The organism is Spirochaeta dissipatitropha, assembly GCF_054657935.1.
Map to the genome: position 1 here is coordinate 1 of NZ_BAAHXT010000014.1, position 24907 is coordinate 24907.

At 44.6% G+C, this 24907-nt stretch carries 19 protein-coding genes and 2 tRNA genes; 15 read left to right on the forward strand and 6 right to left on the reverse strand.

Translation table 11 applies throughout. The features are described from left to right. Window positions 1-297: 297 nt before the first annotated feature. From ACYQ2L_RS14365 to radC, 12 genes are all read left to right on the forward strand, one after another. Window positions 298-663, forward strand: coding sequence for a plasmid mobilization protein (locus ACYQ2L_RS14365; RefSeq protein WP_460057102.1), 366 nt, complete (start codon window positions 298-300; stop codon window positions 661-663). After that, window positions 653-2947 (forward strand): LPD7 domain-containing protein, encoded by a 2295-nt coding sequence (locus ACYQ2L_RS14370; RefSeq protein ID WP_460057104.1) that lies wholly within the window; start codon window positions 653-655, stop codon window positions 2945-2947. The genes ACYQ2L_RS14365 and ACYQ2L_RS14370 overlap by 11 nt, the downstream gene beginning before the upstream one ends. A 369-nt stretch (window positions 2948-3316) precedes the next feature. Further along, window positions 3317-3559 (forward strand): hypothetical protein, encoded by a 243-nt coding sequence (locus ACYQ2L_RS14375; protein ID WP_460057106.1) that lies wholly within the window; start codon window positions 3317-3319, stop codon window positions 3557-3559. After that, entirely contained in the window at window positions 3529-6081 is a 2553-nt protein-coding gene (locus ACYQ2L_RS14380) for an AAA family ATPase (RefSeq protein WP_460057109.1), read from the forward strand. The genes ACYQ2L_RS14375 and ACYQ2L_RS14380 overlap by 31 nt, the downstream gene beginning before the upstream one ends. Before the next feature lie 275 nt (window positions 6082-6356). Beyond that, window positions 6357-7058, forward strand: a complete 702-nt coding sequence (locus tag ACYQ2L_RS14385; RefSeq protein WP_460057112.1) for a hypothetical protein — start codon at window positions 6357-6359, stop codon at window positions 7056-7058. A 238-nt stretch (window positions 7059-7296) separates the two neighbouring features. Beyond that, window positions 7297-9978, forward strand: a complete 2682-nt coding sequence (locus tag ACYQ2L_RS14390; protein ID WP_460057291.1) for a type I restriction endonuclease subunit R — start codon at window positions 7297-7299, stop codon at window positions 9976-9978. A gap of 27 nt (window positions 9979-10005) precedes the next feature. Further along, window positions 10006-11451 (forward strand): class I SAM-dependent DNA methyltransferase, encoded by a 1446-nt coding sequence (locus ACYQ2L_RS14395; RefSeq protein ID WP_460057115.1) that lies wholly within the window; start codon window positions 10006-10008, stop codon window positions 11449-11451. Further along, window positions 11448-12509 (forward strand): PDDEXK nuclease domain-containing protein, encoded by a 1062-nt coding sequence (locus tag ACYQ2L_RS14400; RefSeq protein ID WP_460057117.1) that lies wholly within the window; start codon window positions 11448-11450, stop codon window positions 12507-12509. Before ACYQ2L_RS14395 ends, ACYQ2L_RS14400 begins: the two co-directional genes overlap by 4 nt. Continuing rightward, window positions 12502-13938 (forward strand): restriction endonuclease subunit S, encoded by a 1437-nt coding sequence (locus ACYQ2L_RS14405; RefSeq protein WP_460057120.1) that lies wholly within the window; start codon window positions 12502-12504, stop codon window positions 13936-13938. Before ACYQ2L_RS14400 ends, ACYQ2L_RS14405 begins: the two co-directional genes overlap by 8 nt. Next, a complete protein-coding gene (locus ACYQ2L_RS14410) occupies window positions 13935-16175 on the forward strand; it encodes an McrB family protein (RefSeq protein WP_460057122.1) in 2241 nt (746 codons plus the stop codon). Before ACYQ2L_RS14405 ends, ACYQ2L_RS14410 begins: the two co-directional genes overlap by 4 nt. Then, window positions 16162-17439, forward strand: a complete 1278-nt coding sequence (locus ACYQ2L_RS14415; RefSeq protein WP_460057124.1) for an McrC family protein — start codon at window positions 16162-16164, stop codon at window positions 17437-17439. The genes ACYQ2L_RS14410 and ACYQ2L_RS14415 overlap by 14 nt, the downstream gene beginning before the upstream one ends. Further along, window positions 17436-18095, forward strand: coding sequence for a RadC family protein (gene radC, locus ACYQ2L_RS14420; RefSeq protein ID WP_460057127.1), 660 nt, complete (start codon window positions 17436-17438; stop codon window positions 18093-18095). Before ACYQ2L_RS14415 ends, radC begins: the two co-directional genes overlap by 4 nt. A gap of 213 nt (window positions 18096-18308) precedes the next feature. Here the strand turns inward: radC and ACYQ2L_RS14425 are convergent, their stop codons facing one another. From ACYQ2L_RS14425 to ACYQ2L_RS14435, 3 genes are all read right to left on the reverse strand, one after another. After that, a complete protein-coding gene (locus ACYQ2L_RS14425; protein ID WP_460057130.1) occupies window positions 18309-19541 on the reverse strand; it encodes a tyrosine-type recombinase/integrase in 1233 nt (410 codons plus the stop codon). Between the two features lie 107 nt (window positions 19542-19648). Beyond that, window positions 19649-19722 (reverse strand) — tRNA-Arg (locus ACYQ2L_RS14430). Between the two features lie 38 nt (window positions 19723-19760). Then, window positions 19761-19833 (reverse strand) — tRNA-Pro (locus ACYQ2L_RS14435). Window positions 19834-19949: 116 nt separating this feature from the next. Here ACYQ2L_RS14435 and ACYQ2L_RS14440 point away from each other — a divergent pair. The 3 genes from ACYQ2L_RS14440 to queG are packed head-to-tail and all read left to right on the forward strand — an operon-like array spanning window position 19950 to window position 22597. Next, the gene (locus ACYQ2L_RS14440) at window positions 19950-20855 is read left to right on the forward strand and encodes a UbiA family prenyltransferase (RefSeq protein ID WP_460057133.1); all 906 of its coding nucleotides are present in this window, start codon (window positions 19950-19952) and stop codon (window positions 20853-20855) included. After that, window positions 20855-21505 carry an endonuclease III gene (nth, locus tag ACYQ2L_RS14445; RefSeq protein ID WP_460057137.1) on the forward strand — a complete coding sequence of 217 codons (651 nt, stop codon included), beginning with the start codon at window positions 20855-20857 and terminating at the stop codon, window positions 21503-21505. Before ACYQ2L_RS14440 ends, nth begins: the two co-directional genes overlap by 1 nt. Beyond that, a complete protein-coding gene (queG, locus tag ACYQ2L_RS14450; protein ID WP_460057140.1) occupies window positions 21506-22597 on the forward strand; it encodes a tRNA epoxyqueuosine(34) reductase QueG in 1092 nt (363 codons plus the stop codon). Here queG and ACYQ2L_RS14455 read toward each other — a convergent pair. Genes ACYQ2L_RS14455 through ACYQ2L_RS14465 form a run of 3 tightly spaced genes read right to left on the reverse strand, consistent with a single transcriptional unit; the run spans window position 22587 to window position 24849 of the window. Further along, entirely contained in the window at window positions 22587-23510 is a 924-nt protein-coding gene (locus tag ACYQ2L_RS14455; RefSeq protein WP_460057143.1) for a dihydroorotate dehydrogenase, read from the reverse strand. The genes queG and ACYQ2L_RS14455 overlap by 11 nt on opposite strands. Continuing rightward, window positions 23503-24336 (reverse strand): dihydroorotate dehydrogenase electron transfer subunit, encoded by an 834-nt coding sequence (locus ACYQ2L_RS14460; RefSeq protein WP_460057146.1) that lies wholly within the window; start codon window positions 24334-24336, stop codon window positions 23503-23505. The genes ACYQ2L_RS14455 and ACYQ2L_RS14460 overlap by 8 nt, the downstream gene beginning before the upstream one ends. 33 nt (window positions 24337-24369) lie before the next feature. Continuing rightward, window positions 24370-24849 (reverse strand): hypothetical protein, encoded by a 480-nt coding sequence (locus ACYQ2L_RS14465; RefSeq protein WP_460057149.1) that lies wholly within the window; start codon window positions 24847-24849, stop codon window positions 24370-24372. Window positions 24850-24907 lie beyond the last annotated feature (58 nt).

Sequence of the window (24907 nt, forward strand, 5' to 3'; positions counted from 1 at the left end):
TATACGCAAATACAATCAACAAATAACACTATAATACGTATATTTACGTATTGCAAGCATATTAAAAGAATATTATTATACTTACGTGTAAAGACGCGTATAAACACGAATTAAAGCGTATTCAGATAGTTTAGATTTTCTGAATGCCTGATTTGTGAATTCGGGTAATGAAATGGGCATACGTGATGCCATAGGCACGACAGATATGTTTACCTAAACCGCTGCGCAGTTTAGGTCACATATCGCGTGCTTAAGGGGTGCCCCCTTAAAAACCCCGGAAGAGCCAGAGGAGGAAGAATGGCCCGACCCAAAAAGACTGCACACAACAAGCTTGACTGCTCTGTTTGTGTTCGTTTGAGTCGTGAAGAATATGATCGCTGGAAGGCAAAAGTAGCAGAAAGCGGTTTGAGCACAAGCGAGTTTTTCCGGCAGGCGATTATTCATAATCGCAGCAGTGTGCGCGCTCAGCGGAAAATCACGAAAGAACAACGCTCCAGGATTTATCTGTACAGCAAAGCAAGCAATAACATGAATCAGCTTGCCCACCGTGCAAACAGGGATCACTTGCGTGGACTGCTGGATGCAGAGACGTATCATTCTATTCTGATTGTACTTCTGCAGATTTCTGATTATTTGCGAAACGGAATAGCTGATGCTGATTAGAATTCGAGGTGGCAAGGCCGGTATCCGGGAATATCTGCAGACCGGGCGAAAGAAAGGACGTATACACAGCCGTGATCAGCTGGACAAGCGAGTTATTCTGCATGGAGATCTGCTGGCAGCCGAAAAGATATATGAGACTGCGCCGGGCAGGGGAGAGCGGTATCTACACATTACCATTTCATTTCGTGAGGATACCGTGCCTGTTGATATTCTGCGTGAGATCAGTAATGAGTTTCGGGACTTTGTAACTGCAGCCTATCGCAATGATGAGTTCTACTATTACTGCGAAGCACATCTTCCAAGAATACAGGCAGAATTAGATCAGAAAACAGGGCAGATGCTACAGCGCAAACCTCATCTACATATTGTAATTCCAAAGGTCAATCTGCTTACAGGGCAGCGTCTGGATCCATTCGGGAAAGTGCGTCGGCACATTGACTACATCGATGCCTTTCAGGAACAGATGAATAGCAGATATCAACTTGAAAGTCCAAAAGATCATAGACGGTTGAATATAACTGACCGAAGTGAAGTAATAAGTCGTTATAGCGGAGATTTTTTCCGACCCATCGGCAGAGAATTAAAGCAACAACTTCTACAGAAGGTATGTACCTGTGTTGATTACAATGATTTCAAGACATATTTACAGACACTTGGCGTGCTTCGGGAACGTAATTCCGGAGCTGATAACGCGTATCTGAATCTCAAGCGATCCCAGGACAAACGTGGAATAAATCTGAAGGAGTTTGTCTTCACTCGAAAATTCCTTGACCAAGCCAGCAAAGACCGTATAAGACAACTACAGAACCAGCTGACCCAATCGGCGCTCCTTCAGGAACAGGGTACAAGTTCTCCTGTTGTTTCGCTGGAAGAATTGTTAGCCGAATGGAAAGATCTGCGAAGCCGCGAGGTTAAGTACCTGAACAGTGGAAACAGGGCCCAGTGGAAAAAATACCAGGCAATGGACACCCAGCAGCGCAGACAGATGCTGAATGAACTGGAAGATACCTTTTATAAGCGCTGGACTCCATTGGAAGCAGAGCTTGAAGGTGTGGATTTATATTTACCCAGTGAGTATAAGGAAAACTTATTACAACAAGCGGATGCTGATGAATCCCATGATTCCGGTTCCCGTTCCAACCTACAGGAAACAGCAGAAAACACTCCAGATTCAGAAATCGGTCAGCTTCTTAGGGATGCTGAAAAAACAACAGCATATACAAGTGCTTACAAAAAATTTCAATCCATGTATGTCGAAAAATTGGATCTCCAATTACTTTTGAATCATTTGAGCCAAAGTCATGCAATCAAGATTGAAGACTACAAGGTTCGAAATGAAGATGGAAAAAATCTCATTCACATGAAGGATGGTAGATTGCTTTCTGGAATTGATTTTCTGATCGAAATACTACACCTTAGTCCTGATAATGCGCTACAGCTTATACAGCAGGTATGTAACAAAACGCCGCAACAGCAAAGCAATAATCAGCGAATCGATTATTCATCTGAATTATGGCAGGAATTCGCTTGTGAGAAAGAAAATGCATTACTCAAGATTGAACGAGCCAAAAGAGCAAATTATGAATTCGCAGCCAAGCAGCGAAGTATACTTAAAACCAATTATACAGAAAACAAGCGACAGATTTACAATACATACGCTGATAATCATGCTGAACGAAAAGCGGCTCTTTCAGTACTGAATATGGAAAAAGTCCATCGATATGAAGAAATCTATAACATTCAGCAACTACAGAATATTGAACTGGAAGCAGACTTCGCACAAAAATATAAATATTCAACCTGGTTATTCCGCAAGGCCGAGCAAGATGATGAAGAAGCCTTGCGTGAATTACAAAGATTACGCCTCTGGCAAAACCATTGGAATGATAATCATAATGCAACAGGTCCAGCCAGTCCGGAAATTAATAATACCGCTTTGCTCCTGCAGACATTATGGTCACATGCAATAAAAGAAGATGGTTCTGTGATTTATCACTATAAGGACAATGAATCCTTGATCGATTACGGACAGCGAGTTGAGTTCGTGAATAATGACCAAAAAGTCACCGAAACAGGATTACGCTTTTCGCTTATGAAGTATGGAAGCAATCTGCATATCTATGGCTCAGATGATTTCAAACGTGAAGTTATCTCTGCTACTGCCAGGATGAAACTGTCCCTCGTATTTACAGACTCCTGGATGAATGAAGAACTCGCAGCAGCTCGTAAGTCAGAACAAAGGACAAAAGAAAAGGGTAGAGGCCAATATTTTGACAGGGAATGAATGTATATCCAATACAATGTGATCATTTATGCATGTGGATTCCGAAATCAGTATCTATTTAAATACCGTAAGCATTCATGATTCACTACTGAAGGCTTAATTTATATGAATAACCGTGTTTATATTTGAAATAATCAGTTCAATGAACAATAATTGAACGATCATAGCAAATGAGGATAAATGTTTAGCACTGGTGCTTACAAAAATAGCGCATACACTTTCATTATACAATTTGAATATATACGAAACTCTGCGTGTGAATAGAAGTTTTCCAAAATTGCAAAGCAATTTTGGAAAACGAGGCGGCGGGCACGCCCGCCAGCTGTCCTACGTCGCTTCGCAACTTCGGACAACTGGCGGGTATCCACAATGTCCAGTACAAGCCTGCGGCTTTCCCTGGCCACTGCGGATACCCGCCGCCTCGTTATCGGCAATACCGCGCCAAGACAGAAAGTAGATGAAAGAATGGAAATGTGGAAGATCTTAAAATCCCCGCGCCCCAAGAAGCCCGGCGTCCATGCCGGGCTGGAGATGCAAAAGAACTTTTTGAGAAAGTTTATTGTGTATCAGGAGGTATTATTATGGTTTCATCGACTACAACAAAGTGGTTGACACAAAGGCCAAAGTGGCTGCAGGTTGCCGCAAAGCATCTACATGAATCCGGCAATTTGAATGATGAAGCCATTTCTGATCTTGCGATATTATGTCAGCAGGAAGCCAATAATGAGTTTCCTGATATAGATTGCAGCATCCCCGCTGGGGCTTTTGATGCGCATGATTCTGAAGAAATACGTTTATGTTCCATCAGTGAGGTTGCTGGGGTGAACAAACTGGCTCCCCGTAGACCACTTGATTTAGGTGACAGTAATATTGCTGTTGTTTACGGGCAAAATGGCTCCGGTAAATCAGGTTATGTAAGGCTTCTGAAACATATTTGTGGAGCCCGTGACTGTATCCGTGGACAACTGCACAACAACGTATTTTCGACTGAAGAAGTGGCTCAGAAAGCCAAAATTTCCTTTCTCAAAAGCAGTAGTCCAGCGGAGCATGAATGGTCAGGTCAGGGAATCTGCGACGATTTATGTTCCGTCGATATCTTCGATACTTCATTTGGCCGAGTGTTTATGGGGAGCGAAGATGAGGTCAGTTATGAACCTCCGGTCTTGTCCTTTTTCAGCAGACTGATCGATATTTGTGAGAGGGTTGCTTCCAAGCTTGATGCAGATGCCGGGGCACTTAAATCAAAAATGCTGAGTATTCCCAATTCTCTCGTTGGTTCCACCGGGGAGGCTTGGGTTCAAAAACTCAGCGCCAAAACACCGACAGATGAAGTTGAAGCCCATTGTTCTTTCACGCTGGAAAATGAAACAGAACTACAAGACCTCCAGAAAAGGATTTCTGAGACATCTCCAGCGGAAAAAGCCAAGCAATTCCGCACTAAGAAAAGTCATGCAGATGGCCTTGTTAATGATGTCCAGACTTACCTCAATCAACTTTCAGATGAGAATTGCAAAAGGATCATCGCCGCTAAAAAGAAATCCATTCTGAAAAAGTCGGCTGCCGAAACGGCGGCAAAAGATGTTTTCAGTGGCGCAAAGCTCGAAGGCGTTGGATCTGAGATATGGAAAGAACTATGGAGTACCGCACGAAAATATTCGGAAGAAGTGGCATACACTGGACAAGAGTTTCCTCATGTTCAGGATGATTCTGTTTGTGTACTTTGCCATCAACCTTTATCCGAAGAAGCCAAACAACGGTTCACCTCTTTTGAATCGTACATAAAAGGTGAAACACAAAAACAGGCCACAGAAGCAACCAGAGAGGCCAAACAAGCTATCGATGCTCTGCCCGATATTCCCAGTGCCGAGGCATTAAAAACAAAAATAGACGCTGCGGGGATTGAGAATGAGGACATCATTAAGGCTTTGAATGATACTCTCTCCTCCCTCCAAAAAAGAAAAACCCAAGTCCCGTCACTTGATTCAGAAGATGCTCTGGAGACCATAAGCCAATCCCCTGAATGGGTTGAAGAAATACGAAAAATTTCACAAGGCTATGAGGACAGCGCCAAGAAATATGAAGAAGATGCTGAAAAAGATAATCGTGTAGAACTGCAGGCCAAATTAAAGAATCTTCAGGCAAAAAAGTGGCTCTCTGAACAGAAAGCAGTCATTCAGGAAGAGGTTAAGCGCCTGCAAGCGCTCGAACGCCTTCAGGAGGCCAAAAAGAAAACCAACTCCAAAGCCTTATCCACGAAAAAGGGAGAGTTGGCGGAGACGCTAATTACAGATGCATTTGTTCAGAGGTTTAATGACGAGCTCAAAGCTTTAGGGGCATCTCGGCTTAAGGTGAAGCTAATCAAATCCAAGGTTTCAAAAGGTAAAGTCCTCCATACCCTTCAACTGGATGGCGCTACCCACAACCTGAATGAAGTCCTAAGTGAAGGTGAAAACCGCATCGTATCAATTGCGGCGTTTCTTGCTGATGTTACAGGCAGAACCTATCCGGCACCATTTGTGTTTGATGATCCTATTTCGTCTCTTGATCAGGATTATGAAGAAGCCGTCGTTCAACGTCTCTGCGCTATTGCCTCCGAGAGGCAAGTTATCATATTCACCCATCGGCTGTCGCTTCTGACCATGGTTCAATTATATGCCGGAAAGGTTAACATAAAGCCTGAGGTAATATGCATCCGGGAAGAACCGTGGGGAACCGGCGAACCGGGAGATACTCCATTTTTTGCTAAGAAGCCCGATTCAGCTCTGAAGCAACTAATCAATGATCGCCTTGCAAAAGCAAAGAAGCTCCTAAATGAACACGGGAAAGAAGTTTATGAGCCCTATGCAAAATCTATATGTAGTAATTTTAGAGATCTATTAGAAAGGATGATCGAAGTAGAGTTAATGGGCGATATTGTCCAGAGGTATAGACGGGAAGTACATACAAAGAAAATAGCAGGCTTAGCCAAAATATCTGAAGTTGACTGTAAATACTTTGATGATTTGATGACAAAGTATTCAAGGTATGTGCACCCCCAGCCAATAGAAGCCCCTGTTCGCCTACCAGAACCAGATGAGCTTGAAGCTGACTTTAACGAGTTAAAAAAATGGCAGGAGGATTTTAAAAGAAGATGAGGAATTATAAGAAGAACCGCCTCCGCACGTCCTGTGCTACGGCGGTGGGGCGCGGGGATTTTAAGAAACTGAAACCCGAAGAAGGCGCGGTACAGCCTATAACAGCGGCTATATGGTTCCGCTTCGCTTTACCCAAATTTTTGCTCCACTGCGTTCCGCAAAAACTTCATATAGCCGCGGGACGTTTTCCAAAATTGCAATGCAATTTTGGAAAACGAGGCGGCGGGCACCGCCGCCTCGTTATGGGCAATACATTTTTCTGAGGAGTTAAGGAATTGATTAAAAGCACAAATGAACTAAAAAGACTTTATGATAAATTAATGACAGATATAGCTGATTATTCAGGTGATATTTGTCCATTTTTTATCCAAGTTGGAAAAAAATATTTTGATGCGCCGAAAAGATTGCTTTTCATTGGAAAAGCTACAAATGGGTGGGTTACAAAGGAACGAAATTCAACAAAATTCTTTGATTTAAAAAACCCTGATAGGATTGTAAATCGACATGACCAAATGGAATGGGTTTATCATCTTGAAGGCGTAAATGAAAATTACAATACAAAAAAATCAGCATTCTGGAGACTAATAAAGAATGTATCTTTAGATCATTTGGGAAAGGAAGATTGGTACAACTATATTTCATGGTCGAATCTATACAAGATTGCTCCGTGGGAAGGAGGTAACCCAGGAAGTTATTTGCAACAACTTCAACGGGAAACTTGTATTTCGATTCTTAACGAAGAAATAAAAGAATTAAAGCCAAGTGCAGTTATTTACCTCACTTCTGGCTGGGAATCCTTTTATCTTGATTCGATTGGTTTGAGAAAGAGTAAGAATAAAGTGAAATCGTGGAGTGGTTACTCTTCAACATACCAAATATTTAATGAAATACTTTTCATTCAATCACATCATCCACAAGGAAAACCAGAAAAGGAACACAAAGAAGGTTTGTTAAAGATTCTAACGAAGATTACATAGAATGAAAAATGTACTGTCCATAACAGCGAGTACCCGGCTACGCTTCGCTCCGCCCCAATTGGCTCCCGTTGGTCACCAATTTCGGGTACTCGCAAAACGTTGTGCGAAAGGCAGAGCGCCAAGACATTGAAAAGGAAGATGGATTGATGATAAATACATTTCTTAACCCCGCCCCAAGAACGCCATTGGTGCTCATCGAATCGCACCAAGTCCTTGGCGGGCTAAAGAGATAAAAAGGATAAAAGATTTTATGGCAGAATCAGAAGCAAAGACAAGAAAAATCAGAATTGATGAGAAGCTTAAATCATCTCTTCTCAATTGGACAATTATACGCAATGATAATGTATCTGATTACTCTGCCTTGTCGGCCCATGCGGTCGAAGAATACCCCACAGAAACAGGTCCAGCTGATTATGCACTTTTCGTAGAAGGTAAATTGCTTGGCATCATTGAAGCGAAAAAGATTGCAGTTGGTGCAGAAAATGTATTAGAGCAGGCAAAAAGATACGCAAGAGGTGTTCCGAATACCCTTGGTGAATGGCGTGAATATAAGGTCCCATTCCTGTATTCCACAAACGGGGAACTGATTTTTCACCTTGATGTTCGCAAAAAAGAAAACACCTCTCACCAACTTATCGATTTTCATTCTCCTCAGGCCTTGCTGGACAAGTTTAATCGGGATACCGATAAAGCAGAACAATGGTTTTCAGATCGTCCAGTTAAGGAAATAACCCGCTTACGCCCCTATCAGATTGGTGCCATTGAAGCTATCGAAAACGGAATTTGCAATGGTAAAAAATCCATGCTTATTGCCATGGCCACTGGAACCGGAAAGACTTTTACGCTGGTTTCGTCCATGTACCGGCTTTTAAAATCGGGCTATGCCAAACGTATTCTCTTCCTTGTAGACCGAAGAGCCCTGGCAGCGCAAACCGTCTCTGCAATATCTGCCTTTGAAACTCCCGAAGGCTTAAAGCTCGACCGGGACTATGAAGTGTATAGTCAAAAATTCAAACGAGAAGATCTCGATGATGGAAGTAGTTTTGATTCAAAGGCCTTGCCCGAAGAGTATCTGACTAATCCTCAAGAGAAACACACTTTTATATATGTCTCCACCATTCAACGAATGACCATCAACCTGCTGGGAAAAGAGGCGGTAGCAGACTTTGAATATGATGTTGATGCCAACAAACTCGATATCCCAATCAATGCTTTTGATATTATTATCGCGGACGAATGTCATAGGGGTTATTCCGCTAGCGAAACCGGCCGGTGGAAATATGTCCTGGATTATTTCGATGCGATAAAAATCGGTTTGACGGCCACTCCGGCGACTCATTCTCTTGCCATGTTTAAAAACAAGGTTTTTTCGTACAGCACCGAGCAAGCAATCCTTGATGGATACCTTGTTGATTACGATGCCGTGAAAATCAAATCAGATATTCATATCAACGGGGCGTTTCTTAAAGAAGGAGAGATGGTTGGTGAAATTGATATGGCAACCGGAGCGGAAACACTTGATTCCCTGGAAGATGAAAGAGAGTTTAGCGCAAACGAAATTGAACAAAAAATCACTTCACCCGATAGCATCAGAAAAATTGTAACTGCTATAAAAAAATATACCGACCAACACGAGGCCGAGCATAAACGGTTCCCTAAAATGCTGATCTTTGCGGTCAATGATCTGCCTCATGCCTCCCATGCGGACGAAGTGGTGCGCACCTGCAAAGAGGTCTATAGTCAAGGCGATGATTTTGTAATAAAAATAACTGGAAGTCCTACGGTTGACAGACCACTACAGAAAATCCGCCAGTTCAGAAACCGCCCAGAGCCGAAAATTGTAGTCACCGTAGACATGCTCACCACCGGCGTGGATATTCCTGCCATTGAGATGGTGGTTTTTATGCGTATGGTCAAATCCCGTATCCTCTGGGTGCAGATGCTGGGGCGCGGTACACGACTTTGCCCCGAAATTAACAAGGAAAAATTTACGATCTTTGACTGCTTTGACGGCGGCCTCATTGAGTATTTCAAGAATGCCACTGATTTTAATGTGGATCTGAAAAAAGAGACCGTCCCCCTTTCCGAGATTATTGAACGTATTTATGACAACCGTGACCGGGAATACAACACCAATCGGCTTATCAAACGGCTCAGGCGCATTGAGAAAAACATGGGGGCCGAGGCACGGGAAGCCTTTTCAAAATATATTCCCGATGGCGACATGAAGGCCTTTGCGGATAGCTTGAAAATGAACATCGAAACTAAATTTACCGAAACCATGGCCTTGCTTCGCAACAAGGATTTTCAAAAGTTACTGGAAGATTATCCCAGACCCAAGAGAGTCTTTTTTAAAGGCTATGATATTGTGGATACCGTGGAAGATGAGGTTATGTTCCGTGTGGGTGATGAATACCAAAGGCCCGAAGATTATCTGAAACTTTTTGAGGTCTTTGTAAAAAACAACCCCGAACACATTGAAGCCATTGAAGTCTTGCTGTCGCGACCAGCCAAGTGGAATACGGATGTACTGGATGAACTACGGGAGAAACTTCGTAAAAGCGATTTTTCAGAAAAGGATTTACAACGAGGGCACGAGCTGGTGTATAAAAAACCTCTGGCAGATATTATTTCTATGGTGAAGCACGCTTCTAATTATGACATACCCATTTTAACCGCCCAGGAAAGAGTGGAAAAAGCCGTTGCCAAACTCATAGAAAAGCACAGCTTTAGCGATGAACAACTCAACTGGCTTTCGTACATAAAGGAACATTTAATCGAAAACCTCGCAATTTCGCAAGATGATTTTGAGATCATGCCGGTATTTGAGCGTCGTGGTGGATTAAACAAAGCCCGCCAGATTTTCGGGGCTGATTTTGAACCGATAATTCAGGCCATTAACGAGGCGCTAGCCGCCTAATGAATATTAATAAAGGAAAAAACTACTATGTCTGATGTTGTCAATAAACTTTGGGGCTTTTGCCATACTCTTCGGCATGATGGGGTGGATTACGGCGATTATATTGAGCAGTTGACCTATCTGCTCTTTTTGAAAATGTCTGACGAAAAGGGAATTGATCTTTCCACTATCCAGTACGAAGACAATAAAAAAATGGTCAAGCTCGACTGTTCCTGGACTCCCTTTACCCAAAAATCAGGGACAGAACTACTCGACGCCTTTGCCCAAATTTTACGAGCCTTAAGCAGGCAGACTGGCTTGCTCGGTGATATCTTCACCCAGGCCATGCCCCGCTTTACCAATCCGGTCAACCTGAAAAAAATCATTAACATGATCGACGAAGAGGACTGGTCGTCCATGGAGGTGGATGTAAAAGGGGCTGCCTTTGAAGGGCTTTTAGAAAAGTCCGCTGCCGAGGGCAAAAAAGGGGCGGGTCAGTACTTTACACCCCGCGTGCTCATTCAATCGATTGTCAATGTCATGCAACCCGACCCACGGGTAGCCAAAGAATACAAAATCTGTGACCCCGCTTGTGGCACTTCGGGGTTTTTGATGGTTGCCTATGAGTGGTTGATGCATATCACCAAAGGAGCGTTGGAACGAAAGGATGTTCTGCGGATTAAAAAACAGACCTATTATGGTCAGGAGCTGGTTCCGCGCCCAAGACGCTTGGCGTTGATGAACCTGTTTCTCCATGGTCTGGAGCCTCAAATCTATCTGGGTGACAGTATCTACGAGCCGGAACGGGGAGAGCGCTACGACTGCATTCTTACCAATCCCCCTTTTGGAACCAAGGGAGCCAACCAGGCCCCGGTGCGGGATGATTTTACGGTGAGCACCAGCAACAAGCAGCTTAACTTTATACAACATGTGGTCACCATTCTTAAACAGGGTGGACGGGCGGCCATGGTGCTGCCGGACAATGTGCTTTTTGCCGATGCCGCCGGGGATGTGATCAAATATCTGATGGAAGACTGCAATGTGCATACGATTCTCAGGCTTCCCAACGGCACGTTTACTCCCTACAGTCAGGGTGTAAAAGCCAATGTCATCTTTTTTCAGAAGGGTATGAAGACCGAAAATGTCTGGATCTACGACTGTCGTACCAATATTCCCGGTGTCACCAAGAAGGACCGTCCTTTAACCCTTGCCATGTTTGAAGACTTTGAAAAATGCTACGGTAACGATCCCAACGGTCAGGCCAAGCGCAAGGATCAGGGCGAAGAGGGTCGCTTCCGCAAGTTCAGTTATGCCCAGATCAAAGACAGGGATTTCAACCTCGATATTTCCTGGCTGAAAGATGAAAACCTCGAAGACCCCAACTCCCTGCCGGAGCCGCAGCTTTTAGTGGCTGACGCCATAACAGAGCTGGGCGCCTGTGTGGATGAGTTACAGATGATACTGGACGAGATTGAGGCGGAGGGGGTCGAATGAGTCTGTTAAAAAAAGACAAAGACTATTCGGCTTTTTTGCATGAGTTAAAAACTCGTATTCAATCAGTCCAGATCAAAGCAGCTGTCTCGGTAAACCGTGAGCTGATTCTACTCTATTGGGAACTGGCAGAAAAAATTGTCGCGAAACAAAAACGCAGCCAGTGGGGCGATGGTCTTTTAGCCCAAATGAGCAAGGACTTGCAGGATGAGTTCCCGGACATGAAGGGTTTTTCTCTGCGTAATTTGAAATATATTCGTCAATGGTATCTGTTTTGGGCTGACAGTGATGCAATGGGGCAACAGCTTGTTGCCCAAATACCCTGGGGGCAAAATCTACTGATTATCAGCAAGAGCAAAAATCACAAAGAAGCCCTATTCTATGTCCAAAAAACAATAGAAAACAACTGGTCTCGGGCGGTGCTGACCCATCAGATCGAGGGGAATCTCTTTGGTCGTAAGGGCAAGGCGCTGACCAATTTCACGGCATCACTTCCTGCGCCGCAGTCCGATCTTGCCCGGCAAACGTTGAAAGACCCTTATATTTTTGATTTTCTCTCTATTCGCGAGAAGCACGATGAAAGAGAACTGGAAGACGCGCTGGTGAGTCAGGTGACGAAATTCCTGCTGGAGCTGGGCGCAGGGTTTTCGTTTATCGGCCGGCAGTACAAGATCAGCGTGGACGATGAGGACTTTTATATCGACCTCTTGTTTTACCATGTAAAGCTGCACTGTTATGTGGTGGTGGAACTGAAGGCGGTGGCCTTTAAGCCGGAATTCGCCGGCAAACTGAATTTTTATGTGTCTGCGGTGGACGGAATTCTGAAAACCGAAAAGGACAACCCCACGGTGGGAATCATGATCTGTAAGTCGAAAAAGAAGACGGTGGTGGAGTATTCCTTAAAGGATATGCACAAGCCCATAGGGGTCAGTGAGTATCAACTAACTCATGCCCTGCCCGATGAACTGAAGTCCTCCTTGCCTACGATCGAAGAGATTGAAGCAGAGTTGGGAGGGGTTTCTCACGGAGGACACGGAGAGCACGGAGGGGATGATGAATAAATTGAAAAACTCTGTGAACTCAGTGAGCTCTGTGAGAGAAAAAAAAGTAGAGGTTTCTCACAGAGGGCACGGAGAGCACAGAGGGGGAATTGGTGAGGGATTGCCGCAGGGGTGGGTTAAAACAGGATTATTAACTATTTCAAGCATTAGAACTGGTAAATATGACGCTAATCATGCTACAGAGGAAGGCAAATACCGCTTTTATACTTGTGCTTATGAATACCTTAGGTGTGATACAAAAAATTTTTCAGGCGAATGCTTAATACTTCCTGGTAATGGTGCAAATGTAGGAGAAGTTTTCTTTTATGATGGAGAATTTGATGCATATCAGAGAACCTATGTCATTGAGAATATTAAGATAAAGCCTAAACTACTCTATTATTTCTTTTGTACAAATTGGAAAGAGAAAACAACTGAAACCCAGTATGGATCAGCAACTAATTATATACGTATGGGTAATTTTGAGGATTATTCAGTAATCCTCCCGCCCCTGAACGAACAAAAGCGCATTGTCGCCAAGCTGGATACCATCATGCCCCACATTGAGGCGGTGAAAGTGCGGCTGGACAAGGTGCCGGGTATTCTCAAACGCTTCCGCCAGTCGGTACTCACCGCAGCGGTCTCCGGAAAACTCACCGAACAATGGCGGGAAGAGCATCCGGAGGTGGAGAGCGCGGAGGTGTTGTTGGAGAGGATTCGAGGATTAAAAAACTTTGAAATTAAAGAATATCCATATAACTTGCCAGATGAATGGCTTGTGGTAGGTTTTTATGATGTTGCTAATGTAAAGTCGAACCTAGTAGACCCACAAAGCTTTCAAAATCATCCACATATAGCACCTGATAACATTGAGCGAGAATCTGGAAAACTACTTTCATATAAAACAATTAAAGAAGATAAAGTCACAAGTCCGAAACATCTTTTTTATAATGGGCAGATAATCTATTCTAAAATACGTCCATATTTATCAAAAGCTATTCTAGTAAATTTTGAGGGCTTATGCAGTGCTGACATGTATCCAATAGAATCAAAGATTGACTCAAAATATCTACTATACAATATACTTGGAGGAACTTTTCTCGATTTTGCGTCCACCGCTGGAACCAGAAGCGTACTACCTAAAATCAACCAACAAGAACTTGGGCAAATACCAATCCCCCTTCCACCCCTCTCCGAACAACGCGAAATCGTCCGGCAAGTGGACAAGCTCTTTTCCCTGGCTGATAAGGTGGAAGCCCATTACCAAAAGGCCAAAGCCCGGGTGGACAAGCTTTCCCAATCGGTGCTGGCCAAGGCTTTTCGTGGGGAACTGGTGCCGCAAGACCCGAATGATGAGCCGGCGGAAAAGCTGCTGGAGCGGATACAGGAAGAAAAGGCAAAGATGGAAGCAGAGCTGAAAGGTGCCAGAAAAAGAGGAAGTAAAAAATGAAATTATTCTTCGGTAAAATATCCACCAAAAAAGAGAAAGACCAAATCGCCCAGGGCTACTACCGGGCAAACAAAGACAGCAGTTGGTTTAACGGCATACAGCCCGGCGATTACTGCTTTACTATTGGCGGCGGTAAAATACAGCTCTGGCAGGCGAAGTCCTGGGGCAAAAAATCCGGCGATGATGTGTTGGAATTCGATATCATCCATAGCGACCTAGGTATCAATACCAAACAGCTTACTGCGATAAAATATTTCAACCTCACCATGGAGCTGGCAGTTCTCACCGTTCGTTCCACCGCCAAAAGCAAGAAGGCTTTTTTCCCCATAGAATACACGCAGGCCTTTACAGAAACCGTACTCAAAGACATCAACACCTACAAAAATGCCGATACCTTCAGGAATATCCATATTTTACCAGAAAGCCAAACACCACAAAACAACAGTGCGGATTTACAACTTTACAAGAACAACGGCACCTGGTCTTTATATGCCGGAAACTTTATTTCCCGGGATATCCTTGATGCCTTCAAAGACAATACCGGCATGTTGGGTAGCGGACAGATCAATAAAGATAAAACGATCGCCAAGATTATTGATGCTGGCAATAGCGGTAAAAAACTGCCATCCGATGAATTATCCATCTTGCAAATGTATGACCTTTTCTGTTGTAACTATAAAAGTAAGGAAATTGTCTCCGTCGAAGATTTAAGTGGCCAGGACGTGATCGCCGAAGAAAGTGAATTTGAAGCAGCAATCAGTGAAGAATGCAATATCATTCTTTATGGCCCCCCGGGTACCGGCAAGACCTATGAAGTCCTTTCCCTGATTGAAGACTTGGATACTAACGAGAAAGTAGGTGTTCAAATTGAACACAAGGGCACGTTGAATTTGAATAGAACATTCTGGCACCTTGCGCCGGGTCGTAATGGCTATCTCTGGGAAGATTTGAAGAAAGGCAACCGGCTTGGTTATGAATGGTGTGGAAAAGCGTTGGGAGATTTAACAAAACTCGCTTCAACCGTTGATAGCCATCAAATACGCCGCAGGTTTTCTCAAGTTAAGAAAGGCGATTACTTTTGCATCATTCGAGGCAGGCATTGCCTGGGGATCGCCGAAGCAAAAGAGAGTTATGATTTCGAAAAAGCCAAACAGGGGCCTTTCGATTTTCAGTCCTTGGAAGTCGTGTGGCTTGCCCAATTTGATACACCAATCCTGTTAAATACTTCATCGACTATGACGTTTTCAGGAATCAACGGTGGACAGCGGTGGAAACCCCTGATGGAAGGCCTGATCGAAAAAGGATTTACCTTTGGAGAAGAAGTCAAAGACAAAACCGTTTTCAAAAAACTGTATAAGTTCACCACCTTTCATCAATCCTACAGCTATGAAGATTTTATTGAAGGTATCAAACCACGCCTGTCAGAAGATAAAAATGAAGATGAAACCGAACAGATTGCAGAGATTGAATACGAGATAAAACCGGGTATCTTCTACAACGCCTGTGATAAGGCGGCTCAGCTTGCGGGGTTCAGCGATCTGCAAGAAGCCTTGCAGGATACCAAAGAAGGTCGCGCCGATATGTTTTCAAAGGCCCAGCCCTATTACCTCATTATCGATGAAATCAACAGAGGGAATGTAGCCAATATTTTTGGCGAGCTGATTACGCTGATTGAAAAAGACAAACGCCTGGGTGCTCAGCAGGAAACCATTGTTAATCTACCTTACTCAAAAGATGATTTTGGCGTGCCAGCTAATCTGGTCCTTATCGGTACCATGAATACCGCAGACCGCAGCATTGAAGCTCTGGATTCAGCCTTGCGCCGCAGATTCACTTTCATTGAATACGCGCCTGAACCGGAGCTGCTTGCCAAGCCTGCATATACATTGGAACATATAGATTTACAAGCTCTGCTGACGGCCATCAATAATCGTATTGAATTGCTTTTAGATAAGGATCATCTGATAGGCCACTCCTACTTCATGAGCATTAGAACCCTCGAAGACCTTAGGGCGACCTTTAAGAATAAGGTTATCCCCCTGTTAGAAGAGTACTTCTATGGAAAGCCGCAAATGATCGGTCTGGTTTTAGGTCCCGCATTCTTAAAACCAAAGAATTCGGTTACACTGTTTAGTGAATTTGACACCGACTTTTCTGATATACAGGAAAAGAAACGGTTCGAAATTAATATCCCTGACTCCTGGGATGGATACAAGGCTATCTATGGCCGTGATTAGGGTTTTTGAGTATTCACATCTTGCCGTAAACGAAGAGTTTACTGAGAAGCACTTTGAGCAGATTGTCAAATACAATGAAATGCACGGTAACAAGTATTTCAATATTGGGAATAGACGGGTTTACTTTAAAAACTATGTCGGGGTTTTGCAGGTTGGGAATCTCACCATCGAAATACTCCCAAAGGCCGACAGGGTTGAGGGTGAAGCCGCAAAAAACAAGTGGCACAATGCCCTTGTCTATATGCTTCATATCTGTGGTCACCTGAATATCGACAGCATAAGTCAGGCCGATTTACAGATACAAAAGTTATCACTTATCGATCTGTTTTATAAGGTCTTTCTTGCGGAAGTAGAGGCGATTGTCCATCAGGGGTTGATCAGGAAATATCGATACAATACAGACAACCGAAATTATCTGAAAGGACGCTTGATATTCAGCAAACACATTGCCCAGAACCACCTCCACAAAGAGAAATTTTACACCTCCGCACAGGTCTTTGATCATGACAATGTATTGAATCAGATCCTGTTGAAAGCACTTAAAATCCTGAAGCTCAAAAACAAGAGTAATCGTTTTTATAGTGAAGTGTGTGGCCTGCTCTATTATTTCGACAATATTTCCGAACCTCCTCTATCAGATAACACTTTTGATAATTTGACGTTCAACCGAAATACCGCCAAGTATGAAAAAGCCATAACCTTAGCCAGATTGATTATTCAAAATTATTCACCAGATATTAAAACAGGAACGAATTCTGTTATCGGCCTGCTTTTTGACATGAATATGCTCTATGAAAAAGTTGTGTATCGCATGCTTAAAAAACAGGAACCACAGTACCAGCAGCATAAGCTAAAACTATCATCACAATGCTCAAAGAAATTCTGGAACAGCAGAACCATCAGGCCAGATATTCTGGGAGAATTCATTTCTTCCTCAGACAATAATAATCAGTGCTTTATTCTTGATACTAAATGGAAGCGACCCAATGACGGCAATCCCAGCGATGATGATTTGAAACAGATGTTTGCCTATAATGTTCATTTTGGAGCCAATACCAGTATTCTGGTATATCCACAGTGCGATAAGCAGGTGTCAAAAAGTGATGTTTTTTATGACTCTGTATCTATCAGCCATGATTTTAAAAAGCATAGCTGCGCCACCTTTTACATTCAGCTGTTTAATGAAAATGGAAGTATTAATACAAACGCCAGTGTTGCATTGCTCAACTCGATAATAGAGAAGACGTCGGAGGTAGCACTATGAAATCCATCAAGGACATCCCCATTCACGAACGACCTCGGGAAAAATTGCTCAAACAGGGGGCTGCGTTTCTTTCCGACCAAGAACTACTGGCTATCATTCTTGGAAAGGGAACACAAAAGGATGATGTACTTGCTCTGTCAAAAAAGATTGTAAAAATCATCGACGAAAAAGGCCTTGCTTTTACCGCACATGACATAACCAATATTGACGGAATCGGAGCCGCCAAGGCCGCGTCTATTGCCGCCGCCTTTGAGTTTGTCCGAAGGAGAATAAAACCCGAAGGCTTAAAGATAAAATTTCCCGCAGATGTACTACCTTTGATACAGCATTATGCAGATCGAAAGCAGGAGCACTTTTTGTGTATCTCCATCAATGGCGCCAACGAAATCATGACTGTGCGAGTGGTCAGTATTGGCCTGATCAATAAAAGCCATGTTCACCCAAGAGAAGTTTTTGCAGATGTGATTTCCGAGAGAGCATCGGCGGTTATTGTCGCCCATAATCACCCTCAAGGTGAATTGAAGCCAAGCAGGGAAGATATTCAGATAACCAAACAACTAAAGGAAGCAGCCAGAATACTGGGTTTGAGCATATTGGATCATATCATCTTCAATACTAAAGGATACTTTTCCTTTGCAGAAAATGATGAGCTATAAAGCAGAAACCGCCTACGCGCGTCCATGCGCTTCGGCGGAAGAGGGGCGGGATTAAGAAATGAAGATAACCCCCGAGAGTTGCTCTGCCCATCATACAACACGGGGTATATGCGGCGTCGCTTTCGCTCCTTGGCCTTCGGTACATTTGCCCTACGGGCAAACATCATATACCCCGGGAACGCTATTGCATATGCACATAAAAGCCTCATCATCTCATCCCGATATAAGCCCACTCACACTGCGTCTCAGCTGCTCTATGTCACTTTCTGTCACGTGTGTATAGTGAGCCTCCATTTTCGTATTTGAATGGCCCACAAGGCGAATTACCTTTGATTCGGGTAACAGTCCTCTAATGTAGGAAACGAATGTGTGTCGTAATGAATGAAAATTTCTGCCAGATTGGAGATTCAACTGCCGCACTCGTTTTTGTAATGCCTTGGTTATTGCTCTGCCATCAAGAGGTCGATGTGAACCCGATGCAGAATAAATAAGATATGCCGTTGGATTATCTGCCCATGGATGATTATCTAAAAGCTCCTTTATAACTCTGACAGTCATTTCTGGCAAAACCACATTTTGACGGAAGGAATTCCATTTACATGGTTTGAGACCTTCTGTCTGATGCCAACTGTTCAGAATATCTACTGTATTGTCCTGGAAGTTCAGATTCTTGATCTGCAAACCCGTTACTTCACCTAAACGTGCACCAGTGGTTGCCGCAATCATGGCTGCTGCATATTTCCTTATATCTCCCCAGTGTTCAGGGTCATTAAATATCTGGTTCAGTTCTGAAACTTCAAAGATTTTCTGCTCACTCGTTGTTTCTTTTACTTTTCTTATACCTTGTCCAGGATTAACGGGAAGTAGTCCGGTTTCAGCAGCATATTGCAAAGCTACAAACAAGGCCTGTCTCGCTCTGTTAATGGTCCGATGGCTTACTATTTTATTCTCTGCAGCATTTTCACCAGCAGTGTATTCAGGAATTGTTTTATGTTCAAAAAAGTAGTTACGCCATTGCAGAATATTCTGGCGATTCAGGTCAGATAATTTTGTTAGGTTTCGGGTTTCAAAATAGGGGAGTACATATCTTTCCAGTACTCCAATACTATCCGTACAGTATTGTTTACTGATTGTCCGTCCTTCTGCGTTGAGACCTTTTACATATTCGGAGTTCTCATAATCCCAGAAATTCATGAGGTAATTGCGCAGATCATCCTTTGATGTAAATATGAGTCCCTCAGCTATCATTTGCCGGGCAATCTTCTCTGCAGCTGTTCGTGAGCCTACACCTGTTGATTTCATCATTTTGTAGGTAGGTTTTCCATTTCTACCGACTTGATCAGATAGAAAGCCCACATGGTAAATAGGCTTCCCTGCTTTATTCTTTTTCTTGATCAGATGGAATTCGGGTTCTGTACTACCGTACATACGATTATATACTGCCATTTTCTACCTCCGTCCAGAGCGAGGGTCTTCGGCGACCATTGGGCGACTGTTTAATGGTAGTATGGAATAGCAAAAAAATCAACTTGTTGTATTACAATGATTTATTTTACGTCCAACAGGATTCGAACCTGTGACCTACAGCTTAGAAGGCTGTTGCTCTATCCGGCTGAGCTATGGACGCATGATAAAAAAAGCCGGCCGCGTCTGCAACCGGCCTGATCGGGGTGGCAGGATTCGAACCTGCGATCTCCTGCTCCCAAAGCAGGCGCCTTAGCCACTAGGCTACACCCCGTTACGTGATCGCTATACTACCGATATCCGGAACTGTGGTCAAGTAAGCGGGCAATATTTTTTTGATCAAGTTTTCGTCTCTTGTAGAGTAATGCCGTTCCTATTATTATGTTGCTCATGAAACTGTACACATTCATGCGGATTGTCGAGATCCGTACCAAGATAATCAGTATGTCCAGCTTTGGTCTCGCTACACTGCTTGCCTATATGCAGGAGCAGGCATTTCAGCCTTTGCTGTTTGTGCTTATGCTTGCGGCGACTCTGCTGGTGGATATGGGCACCACTGCCTTCAACAGCTTTTACGATTATTATCGCGGGGTTGATGCCCTGGAACATAATCGGGAAAAGGACAAGGTATTGGTTCATGATGGAGTTGCACCTGGCCTGGCACTCCTCATTGCGGTCATTCTTTTCGGCATAGCAGTTCTGCTTGGCGCAATCATAGCTTTCATGACCAGTTACTGGATTGCTGCAGTAGGTGCGCTCTGCATGGCTGTCGGGTATCTGTACACGGGTGGGCGTTATCCTATCTCCTTTACACCGGTAGGTGAGGTTTTCGCGGGCGGATTCCTTGGTTCTGTTCTGTTTATAATTTCCTACTACATACAGACCGGGTTCTGGGATACTTCGGTTCTGCTGGCAAGCCTACCGTCGACATTTCTCATTGCGGCTATCCTGTCTGTCAACAATGCCTGTGATGTACAGGGAGACGCAGCAGCAGGGAGAAAAACCCTGGCTGTACTTCTGCGTCCGAACCACAGCTCACTTCCTGTTCCACTGTTGTATGCTGCGGGCATGTTTTCTCTGATTATCGCTGTACTTCTCGGTATTCTGCCAATTATAACCGGATTGGTTGTACTCCTTGGTCTTCCTTTATCGATTATTGAGTTTCGAAGAATGTATGCACGAGGGTTCATGCATGAAACCAAGGGCCCGAATATGGAAAGCATTTCGAAAATCTTCATGCAGTTCAGTGTGTTTTATGCTGCAGGAATTCTTGCTTCAAACTGGATTTATATCTAATGACAGATGAAGTACAGCGATTGAGAAACATTCTCGATATTCTCTCGCTTGAATTTCCGGATACCAGTCCACCCCTGGATTATAACAGCCCGTATCAGCTCATGGCGGCTGTGCTTCTTTCTGCGCAAACGACTGACAGACAGGTAAATGTTGTTACACCGGAACTGTTCAGACGCTTTCCGGATGCTGAGGCTATGGCAGCGGCTGATCCAGACGATGTTGCCGGGATAATCAAATCAGTCGGCTTCTATAAAACCAAGGCAAAAAATCTCGTTGCCGGCGCCAAACGTCTGTGCAGCGTATATGGTGGCAAGCTGCCTGCAGAAATGGATGAGCTGGTGACCCTTGCTGGCATAGGGCGAAAATCAGCTGGTGTGGTGCTGGCGCATGTCTACAATAAACCGGCAATCATTGTAGATACTCATTTTGGCCGTGTGAGCAGACGTCTCGGTTTTACCGCAGAACAGGATCCTGTAAAACTGGAGCTGGATCTGGCTTCCTGGTGGCCATCGGACACATGGAACCCTGCTTCAATGCTGCTGAATTTCCATGGAAGAGAGTGGTGTACAGCCAGAAAGCCAAAATGCAGCAGCTGTCCCCTTGCTGATTATTGTCCATTTCCTGAATTACAGGAACAAACGGAGCTCTGAATGCCTGACCTCCTGTGGAGACCGGAACTACCCGAAGAAATTTCAGCTATTTTTCAATCAGAAAATCTCTCGCTGCTTGGTATTGCGCCGGTAGATCCAGCACCTGAACTTCAACGCGAGTATCAGATCTGGCTTGAAAAAGGTCATCATGGCAGCATGGCATATATGCAGCGTCATGCTGCTGCAAAATATGAGCCTCGGGCTATGCTTGAAGGCTGTCAGAGTATACTCTTTGCAGGTCTAAACTATTATCAGCATCGGCCTGAGAGCACATCAAAAAATACCGGTAAGATAGCGCGCTATGCCTGGGGCAGGGACTACCACAAGGTACTTGGTAAAAGGCTTCTGCGTGTACGGCGTAAACTCGAGGAGCTGTACCCTGATCATCAATTCCGCAATTTTACCGATGCGACCCCGCTGTCCGAACGTTATTATGCAGGTCTGGCAGGTATCGGCTTTCAGGGACGCAACACCTTGCTTATTTCTTCCCGTTACGGCTCGTGGTTTGTAATCGGGGAAATTCTGAGCAGTCTTGATTTTGCTGATTTAATCAGTCTGAACCAGGAGCACAGCATCAAGGCTGTGAACGGTAACCCTCATGGTGACTGTCCCCGCAGCTGTCGGAAATGTATCGATGTGTGTCCGACCCAAGCCCTGTATGCGCCTCATCGAATAGATGCCTCACGCTGTATTTCATACCTGACTATTGAGCACAAGGGCAGTATTCCAGAGGAACTGCGACCCCTCATGCAGGACTGGATTTTCGGCTGTGACCTCTGCCAGGACGTATGCCCTCTGAATGTACGCCGACAGGTAACATCCGAAGCTGATTTTATCGCTGTGAAAGCCGGTCCGGAACTCGAGTTGAAGGAAATTCTCGAAATTCCGGATTCAGATGCTTTCACCAAAAGATTCGCTGGCTCACCGCTTATGCGCGCAGGCAGAAGCGGGCTCGTGCGGAATGCCTGTATAGCGGCAGCTAACAAAGGGTCTGTAGAGCTGCTGCCGCTTCTTGAAAAACTGACTCACGATGCTGACCCGGTAATTTCCGAGCACGCTTCATGGGCAGTACACAGACTTATCAGTCAATGAAACAATGAAATCCCTGAATATTCTGAATATTATTCTCTTCAGCATATGCACGAATTCCACTAATGATTTTTCCTGTCACATCGGGATCTATAAAGTTCACCGTTCCCGTCTGAATTGCGGATGCCCCGGCCAACAGGTATTCAATCGCGTCATTTGCATTCATGATTCCACCCATTCCGATTACAGGAATCTGTACTGCACGGCTGACCCGGTAGACACAGGCCAGGCCGACCGGTTTGATCGCCGGACCGCTGAGCCCACCGGTTTTCATGGGTAGAACTGCTTTTTTCTTTTTGATGTCAATGGCCATGCCGACAAGGGTATTTATGCAGCTGATCGCATCAGCGCCACCATTTTCTGCTGCACGGGCAATTAATGCGATGTCGGTTACGTTCGGAGAGAGTTTAATTATGACCGGCTTGTCTGTCCTCTTACGGAATTCAGCAGTCAGCGACTCTACCTGTTTCGGATCAGTGCCAATCGCCTGGCCACCACATTTGACATTAGGACAGGAAACGTTCACCTCATAACCCCAGACCTCGCAATGCTGTTCAAGGTAGTCCAGGGTAGCCAGATAATCTTCCGGCTGGCTTCCGGCGACATTCACAATTACCGGACAGGTCAACTGCTTCAGAAATGGATATTTCACACCTACAAATTTTTCACTGCCGACATTAGCAAGCCCGATGGAGTTAATCAGACCACCAGGGGTCTCAATCATTCTGGGAATTGCATTTCCGGGCCGTGGTTCGAGGGTAACGGCTTTTGTATAAAGCGCTCCTAGCGCATTCAGGTCGAATAATTCCTCGTACTCACTGCCATAGCCGAAGGTGCCCGAAGCCACACCAACCTGATTGGGAAGCGTCTTACTGCCAATGCGCACACTGGAATCAAATACAAATGAATCAGGCATTTTTCAGGCCCTCCCAGTCAATAAGTTCGGATGAGAAGACCGGGCCTTCCATACATACACGAGCATAGGGCTGTGGTCCGTGTACAGGGATTACACATCCCATGCATGCACCTACCGCACAGCCCATGGTCTGTTCCATTGATACAAGGCAGCTGAGTTCATGTCTGCTTGCCCATGCATGTGCAGCTGCCAGCATGGGATTCGGACCACAAGCCATAATAATTCCATATGAATGACTGTTGTCATTTTCAGACATGTTCGGAGGACACTGCTGCAGGGCATCTATTACCGTGCCATGTATGCCGTACGTTCCATCATCTGTGGCAATAAGAATTTCAATATCATGAGGCAGTGCATTCAGCGGAAGAAGATCCTTAGTCCGTGCGCCAATCACAAGGACAGGATTATAGCTTCTCAACGCTTCAGCGGTAAAAAGCATCGGGCCTATTCCGACACCGCCCGCAAGTAGAACAGGTCTCCCTGGATCAGGATTACTATCAGATGAAAGCTCTCGAGGAAAACAAGTCCCGAGCGGCGCAAGAATATCAAGTTTGTCGCCTTCATGACAACCACTCATGGCTTGTGTTGCAGCCCCTCGTTTCTGGTAGATACAGCGGACCAGCGCCCCGGAAACCCCGTCACCGGGAATAAATGCCGAGAATGCAAAAGGCCGGCGGAGCAAAGGAGATGGCCCATCTCCAATACGGAGTGTAAAGAATTGCCCGGGTTGCGGTACCGGAGCATCATCAGGCCAGGTCATGGTAAGTTCTATAAAATCATCAGCGACCTGTCTCTGATGAATAACTTCGAGCATTAGATGTTTCATGTTGTCCATTTTACTACAGTCTGGCTGTTTTGTTTAGGAGGAATATCGGCGTAAAGGTGCTTCATAGATAATTTCATTTATCTGGAAATCAGGTTTTTCATCATAGTACGCAGCAATCAAGCGCATGGCAGTAAGCGGCTCAAGTCCATTTCTGAGCTCTTCCATATGCTGGTTCCAGATCTGCGTTCCAGACTTATCGTATCCGGTATGGAATTCACCGATCAGATACCTCGGGCTGGATGTGCTTTCGGTGAAGTTCATGACCTCACTGGCAAGAATATTTTTAAGACAATCAGTCAAGCCTTTATCCTTGAGTTTGATATAGAGTGAATCATCGGTGAATTCAAGAGAATCAATATATAAACTGCCACCCCTGGCGCGCCTCAAATCAGGACTGACAGACAGACTCTGCCACTTTTCCGGCCTGGAACTGCCAAGAATTATTCCCTGTCGAACAGAGTAGGCGAGCGAGGATGATGAACCGGCCTCGAACGCAAGCGAATTCATCTTCATTCTGAACCTGTTTAAAAATGCAGAACGGTTGGAATCAAATACGAGCAACCATAGCATA